Below are 6,589 nucleotides of genomic sequence, written 5' to 3' on the forward strand. Positions count from 1 at the left end.
CCGCAATTCCACCCCACCGGTGCGCTCTAGCGCCCTGCTCGCCCGCCCTGTAAAATCCCCGCCGGGGCGGCCTGGGGGAGTGATGCGACTAACGTTGAATTTGAAGACGATCCTGATCGGCGTCGTGGTGCTCGCGGCGTCGTTCTTCATCAGCCTGAAGGCGATGGACTTGCTGTCGCCGCGCGCGACGAATTCGGCGCCGCCGGTCGCGCAATTGCCGCCGCTGCCCCCCGCCTCGAAAAGCTCGGTCGTGATCGCCCCCGTGGCCATCGCGATCTCCGCGATCCGCGAGCAGGCCGAGAAGGCGGCGCCGCGCAACTTCGCCGGCAAGGCCGACAACCCGGTCTCGCAGATCCTGGAGAATGCCGACATCGGCTGGACCGCCGTTCGGGGGCCGATGGCCGCCAGCGGCGACAAGGACGTGCTGACGATCTCGACGCCGCTCACCGGCAAGCTGAACGTGACCGGCTCGCTGTCGGCGAAAGCCACCGGCGCACTCGGCGACGCACTCGGCAGCGTGCTCGGCGGCGATGCCGCCAAGCGGATCGGCGCCGTCAACATCAAACACCTGAACGCCAGCGCGGAGATCAAGGGCAACGTGGTCGTCACCTCGCGCCCGAAGCTCGCGGCCAACTGGCACATCGAGCCCAATCTCGGCGCCCAGGTCAATCTCGGCGACACCAACCTCAACGTCGCCGGCGCCAAGGTCAACGTGCCGGCGCAGGTCAAGCCGCTGATCGACAAGAATGTCGGCGAGCAGATCAACATCGTCTCCGAGCGCATCCGCAACGATCCCTCCCTGCGCGACAATGCGAAGGCGCAATGGGCCAAGGCCTGCCGCTCGATCCCCCTGCAGGGCTCGGGCTCCTCGGCCGCGCTGCCGCCGCTCTGGCTCGAGATGAAGCCGATCCGTGCCATCGCCGCGCAACCGCGCGTGGATGCCCAAAACGTGACGCTGCTGATGGGCCTGGAAGCGGAGACGCGCGTTACCTCGACGCCGACCAAGCCGGATTGCCCTTTCCCCGACAAGATCTCGATCGTGCCGCCGAGTGGCACCGGCGTGAACATCGGCGTTCCCATCGACGTGCCCTTCACCGAGATCAACAAGCTGATCGCAGCGCAGATGGTCGGCCGCACCTATCCCGAGGACGGCTCGGGCCCGGTCGACGTCACCGTGAAGAGCGTCAACGTGATCCCCTCGGGCGAGCGGCTGCTGATCTCGCTGCTGGTGCGCGCCAAGGAGAAGAAGAGCTGGCTCGGCCTCGGCGCCGAGGCCACCGTGCACATCTGGGGCCGGCCGGTGCTCGACCAGGCGCAGCAGACGCTGCGGCTCACCGACATCCAGCTTGCGGTGGAATCGGAAGCTGCGTTCGGCCTGCTCGGCGCCGCCGCGCGCGCCGTAGTGCCGCAGATGCAGCAGGCACTGCTGCAGCGGGCAACGCTCGACCTGAAGCCGATCGCCGCCAATGCGCGCGAGAAGATCGCCGCCGCGATCGCCGACTACCAGAAGACCGAAGACGGCCTCAAGGTCGACGCCAAGATCGAAAGCCTGACCCTCGCGGACATCGCCTTCGATTCCAAGACGCTGCGCATCGTCGCGGAAGCCGGCGGCTCGCTGAACGTGCATGTGAGCAAGCTGTCGGGAATGTAGCCGCCCTCGCGGGCCGCAGGACGATAGCATTCGAGAGCTGTCTCTTCGGCCATCCTTCGAGACGCCCGCTTGAGGCGGGCTCCTCAGGATGAGGACGGGAGTGCGCGGCAGCAGTCTCAGCGAGCACTCATGCCGATCAGCCTCATCCTGAGGAGGCGCGTCAGCGCCGTCTCGAAGGACGAGGCGTGCGCACCTTCTGCGCCGCGCGTGAAACCTGCGCCTCTGCATCGGTCGCACCGCTTGCCCCCTCGCCCGAGGGTGCTAAGCTGCTTCTCGGCAACCTCGAAAGAGGTGCCGACAGCATTGTAGCGGCAAGCCGAGGACAGCATGGAAGCCGGCATGGTCATACCCGCGCCGGCATTGGTGCGCTTTTCCGGCATTCAAAAGACCTATGATGGCGAGCATCTCGTGGTGAAGAACCTCGATCTCGACATCAGGAAGGGCGAGTTCATCACCCTGCTCGGCCCGTCGGGCTCGGGCAAGACGACCACGCTGATGATGCTGGCCGGGTTCGAGGTTCCGACCCATGGCGAGATCTACCTCAGCGACCGGCCGATCAAGAACATGCCGCCGCACAAGCGCGACATCGGCATGGTGTTCCAGAACTATGCCTTGTTTCCGCACCTGACGATCGCCGAGAATATCGCCTTCCCGCTATCCGTTCGCAACACGAGCAAGGCGGAAGCGCAGGAGCGCGTGAGGTCGGCATTGCGCATGATCAAGATGGAAGCGATGGCGCACCGCCGACCGGGACAATTGTCCGGCGGCCAGCAACAACGCGTGGCGCTGGCCCGCGCGCTGGTGTTCAATCCGCAGCTTGTGCTGATGGACGAGCCGCTCGGCGCCCTCGACAAGCGGCTGCGCGAGCAGATGCAGCTGGAGATCAAGCAGCTGCACGAGCGGATGGGCATCACCATCGTCTACGTCACTCACGACCAGAGCGAAGCGCTCACCATGTCGGACCGCATCGCCGTGTTCAACGACGGCATCGTGCAGCAGATCGACAGGCCCGATGCGCTCTACGAGCATCCGGTGAACAGCTTCGTCGCCCATTTCATCGGCGAGAACAACGTGCTTTCAGGCAGCGTCGAGACGATCGACAAGGACTATTGCCGGGTCGCGCTGGCCGGGGGCGGCACCGTCACCGCGCGGGCGGTCAACGTCTCGGGTGCGGGCGCGTCCACCTCGCTGTCGGTGCGGCCCGAGCGGATCAGTCTTGTCCCGGACGGCGCCTCCAGCGACGGCGTGAACCGCCTGCCCGCGCGGGTGCAGAACACCATCTATCTCGGCGATCACGCGCTCGCCGTGCTCGAGGTCGCCGGCAATGGCGAGTTCATGGTCAAGCTTCAGCCGGGGGCACATGACAGCCTGAGCCACGGCGAAAGCGTCTTCATCACATTCCGCCCGGAGGATTGCCTCGCCCTCGATCCCGTTTGATCCGATTGAGAGCGGATCCTCGACAATCAACATCAACGCAACTCACGAAGAAGGAACGAAGACCATGCTGAACCGCAAGATCGCTCTGGGTTTCGCCGCGGCGTTCAGCGCCGGCGCGGCGCTGGCAACGGTTGCCGAAGCGCGTGACCTCACCGTCGTGTCGTGGGGCGGCGCCTATCAGGATGCCCAGAAGAAGGCCTATTTCGAGCCGTTCAAGAAGGCGGCAGGCGTTGCGATGAACGACGAGTCCTGGGATGGCGGCGTCGGGGTGCTGCGCGCCAAGGTGCAGGGCGGTGCCGCCACCTGGGACGTCGTCCAGGTCGAGAGCGACGAGCTCGCGGTCGGCTGCGAGGAAGGCCTGTTCGAGAAGATGGACTATACCAAGATCGGTGGCGAGGCGGCCTATATCCCGCCGTCGGTCAACCCGTGCGGCGTCGGCGCCATCCTCTACGACTTCGTGCTCGGCTACGACAAGGACAAGCTGAAGGAAGCCCCGAAGGGCTGGGCCGACTTCTTCGACACCAAGAAGATTCCGGGCAAGCGCGCTCTTCGCCAGGGCCCCAAGACCACGCTGGAGATCGCGCTGATGGCCGACGGCGTGCCGCCGAAGGACGTCTACAAGGTGCTGGCGACCGACGAGGGCATCGAGCGTGCGTTCAAGAAGCTGGACACCATCAAGGGCGACATCGTCTGGTGGAAGGCCGGCGCCCAGCCGCCGCAACTGCTCGCCTCCGGCGAGGTCGCGATGACCTCGGTCTACAACGGCCGCATCGACACCGCGAACAAGAACGAGAAGAAGAATTTTGGCATGGTGTGGGACGGCGCGCTGTTCACGCTCGACAGCTGGGTCATCCTGAAGGGCAGCCCGAACAAGGACGCCGCCTACAAGTTCCTCGACTTCGCCGGCAAGGCGGAGAACCAGTCGAAGCTGTCGGAGAACATCTCCTACGGCACCTCGAACAAGGACGCCGCTGCCAAGCTCGCGCCCGCCGTCCTGAAGGACCTGCCGACCGCGCCTGACAACATCAAGAACGCGGTCGAGATCAACGTCGCCTTCTGGCTCGAGAACATCGACCGCCTGACCGAGCGCTTCAACAAATGGGCCGCGAAATAGCGCATGACGGAAATGGCGCTGAGGGAAGACGTGGCGTACATCTCGCCCGCAGCGCATCCTTCGAGACGCCCGCCTGCGGCGGGCTCCTCAGGATGAGGTCTGAGGCTGTGGCCATGTCTCCACTGGCGCCGATGTCGATCAGCCTCATCCTGAGGAGACCGCGAAGCGGTCGTCTCGAAGGACGAGGCGCTTGCTCTGGCTGCGCCGCGGGGCGCTTTGTATGACGGAAGCGTTGCAGACCGGCGCCAGTGCGTCGACAGAAGTCCCGCTCAAGCGCCGCCTGAAGCAGGCCGAGCGCGCGCGTCAGTTCAAGGCACTCGCGCTGGTCCTGCCGCTTCTCGTCTTCCTGCTCTTCACTTTTGCGGGGCCGATCGCCGGCATGCTGTGGCGCGCGGTCGATGACCGCGAGGTGCGCCAGGTTCTGCCTCACACCATTGCTGCCCTCGCCGGTTGGGACGGCAAGGACCTGCCGGATGAAAAGGCCTATGCGGCGCTGGCAAGCGATGTCCAGGCCGCACGCGAGTCCGGCACCCTCGCCATCGCGGCCAAGCGGCTCAACTATGCCCTGAACGGCTTTCGCACCATCCTCACCAGCACGTCGCGCAATCTGAAGGCGATGCCGGAAGCCGGCACGGCCAAGGAGACGCTGGGCAAGATCAACCCGGCTTGGCGCGAACGCAGCACCTGGACGACGATCAAGGACGCCGGCGGCCCGGTGACCGGCTTCTATTTGCTGGCAGCGCTCGACCTGACGCGGAACGCGGACCGCGCGATCATCGCGGCGCCGCCGGACCAGGCCATCTACCGCGAGGTCTTCACCCGCACTTTCCTCATCAGCCTCAGCGTCACCGCGCTCTGCCTGATCCTCGGCTTCCCGGTCGCCTACCTCCTTGCGGCGCTGCCGCCGGGACGATCGAACCTGCTGATGATCTTCGTCCTGCTGCCGTTCTGGACCTCGCTCCTGGTCCGCACCTGTGCCTGGATCGTGCTGTTGCAGAGCAAGGGCGTCGTCAACGACAGCCTGCACTGGCTCGGCATCATCGACGAGCCCTTGCGCCTGATCTACAACCGTTTCGGCGTTTGCGTGGCGATGACCCACGTGCTGCTGCCGTTCATGATCCTGCCGCTGTACAGCAGCATGAAGGCGATCTCGCCCGCCTACATGCGAGCCGCCGCCTCGCTCGGTGCGCCGCCGATCACCGCGTTCCTGAGAATCTACCTGCCCCAGACCCTGCCCGGCATCGGCGCGGGAAGCCTGCTCGTCTTCATCCTGGCACTCGGCTACTACATCACGCCGGCGCTCGTCGGCGGCGCCGCCGACCAGATGATCAGTTACTTCATCGCGCTCTACACCACCGAGACCGCCAATTGGGGCCTTGCTTCAGCGCTCGGCGCCGTGCTGCTGCTGGCCACGATCCTGCTCGCTCTCGTCTACGGCAAGCTGGTGCAGGGCCAGCAGGTCACGGGAGGCATGAAGAATTGACCGACAATTCCTCCCTGCGCACGCCAAGCCAGCGCATCGCCTGGACCGCGACCATCGTCGTCTCCGCGTTGGTGTTCGCCTTCCTGATCGCGCCGATCCTTGCGATCATGCCGCTGTCCCTCAGCTCGGGCTCCTATCTCACCTATCCGCTGCCCGGACTATCCTTACGCTGGTACGACGACTTCATCACCTCGCCGCGCTGGATGAACGCGCTGAAGAACAGTGTGATCATCGGCGTCGCTTCGACTGTGCTGTCCATGGGGCTCGGCACGCTGGCCGCACTCGGGTTGGCGCAGTGGAAGAGCCGCTTCAAGCCGCTGGTGCTCGCCTTCGTGCTGTCGCCGGTCGTCGTGCCCGGCGTCATCACCGCCGTCGGCCTGTATTTCTTCTTCGCGCCGATCGGATTGACCGGCAGCTATCTCGGCCTGATCCTGGCCCACACTGCGCTGGCGACGCCCTTCGTCGTGATCACGGTCGGCGCGACGCTGCAGAGCTTCGACACCAACCTCGCCCGCGCCGCCGCCTCGCTCGGCGCATCGCCGATCTACGCCTTCCGCCGCGTGATCCTGCCGCTGATCCTGCCGGGCCTCGCATCTGGCGCGCTGTTCGCCTTTGCAACCAGTTTCGACGAGGTGGTGATCGTGCTGTTCATGGCAGGCCCCGAGCAGCGCACCCTGCCGCGCGAAATGTTCAGCGGCATCCGCGAGAACATCAGTCCGACCATCACGGCGGCGGCCGTGATCCTGACGACGGTGTCGGTCATCCTGCTCGCGACCATGGAAGGCCTGCGCCGACGCAACGAACGTCTCAAGGCCGGCGGGTGAGCGGCGGCGCTCTTGTCCAGCGGATGGATGGGTAACAGAACAGACCGGATGGATAGGTAACAGTCGTTCATGGTTCGGTC

Annotated in this window: 5 protein-coding genes; all 5 read left to right on the top strand. The window is 65.5% G+C overall.

All coding sequences use genetic code 11. The features are described 5' to 3' along the window. Positions 1-82: 82 nt before the first annotated feature. A complete protein-coding gene (locus QRQ56_RS25085) occupies positions 83-1,651 on the top strand; it encodes a DUF4403 family protein (RefSeq protein WP_438743718.1) in 1,569 nt (522 codons plus the stop codon). A gap of 327 nt (positions 1,652-1,978) precedes the next feature. Next, a complete protein-coding gene (locus QRQ56_RS25090) occupies positions 1,979-3,088 on the top strand; it encodes an ABC transporter ATP-binding protein (RefSeq protein WP_438743719.1) in 1,110 nt (369 codons plus the stop codon). Between the two features lie 64 nt (positions 3,089-3,152). Beyond that, positions 3,153-4,202, top strand: coding sequence for an ABC transporter substrate-binding protein (locus QRQ56_RS25095; protein WP_438743721.1), 1,050 nt, complete (start codon positions 3,153-3,155; stop codon positions 4,200-4,202). A 220-nt stretch (positions 4,203-4,422) separates the two neighbouring features. Then, complete coding sequence (locus QRQ56_RS25100) at positions 4,423-5,685, top strand: ABC transporter permease (RefSeq protein WP_438743722.1); 1,263 nt, start codon at positions 4,423-4,425, stop codon at positions 5,683-5,685. Further along, entirely contained in the window at positions 5,682-6,509 is an 828-nt protein-coding gene (locus tag QRQ56_RS25105) for an ABC transporter permease (protein ID WP_438743723.1), read from the top strand. Before QRQ56_RS25100 ends, QRQ56_RS25105 begins: the two co-directional genes overlap by 4 nt. Positions 6,510-6,589 lie beyond the last annotated feature (80 nt).

Source organism: Bradyrhizobium sp. U531 (genome assembly GCF_051710265.1).
Taxonomy (GTDB): Bacteria; Pseudomonadota; Alphaproteobacteria; order Rhizobiales; family Xanthobacteraceae; genus Bradyrhizobium.

What these genes read in the sequence shown, in the direction of transcription:
- QRQ56_RS25090 (WP_438743719.1), top strand. Translation starts at nt 1,979, where the DNA reads ATGGAAGCCGGCATGGTCATACCCGCGCCGGCATTGGTGCGCTTTTCC.
- QRQ56_RS25095 (WP_438743721.1), top strand. Translation starts at nt 3,153, where the DNA reads ATGCTGAACCGCAAGATCGCTCTGGGTTTCGCCGCGGCGTTCAGCGCC.
- QRQ56_RS25100 (WP_438743722.1), top strand. Translation starts at nt 4,423, where the DNA reads ATGACGGAAGCGTTGCAGACCGGCGCCAGTGCGTCGACAGAAGTCCCG.
- QRQ56_RS25085 (WP_438743718.1), top strand. Translation starts at nt 83, where the DNA reads ATGCGACTAACGTTGAATTTGAAGACGATCCTGATCGGCGTCGTGGTG.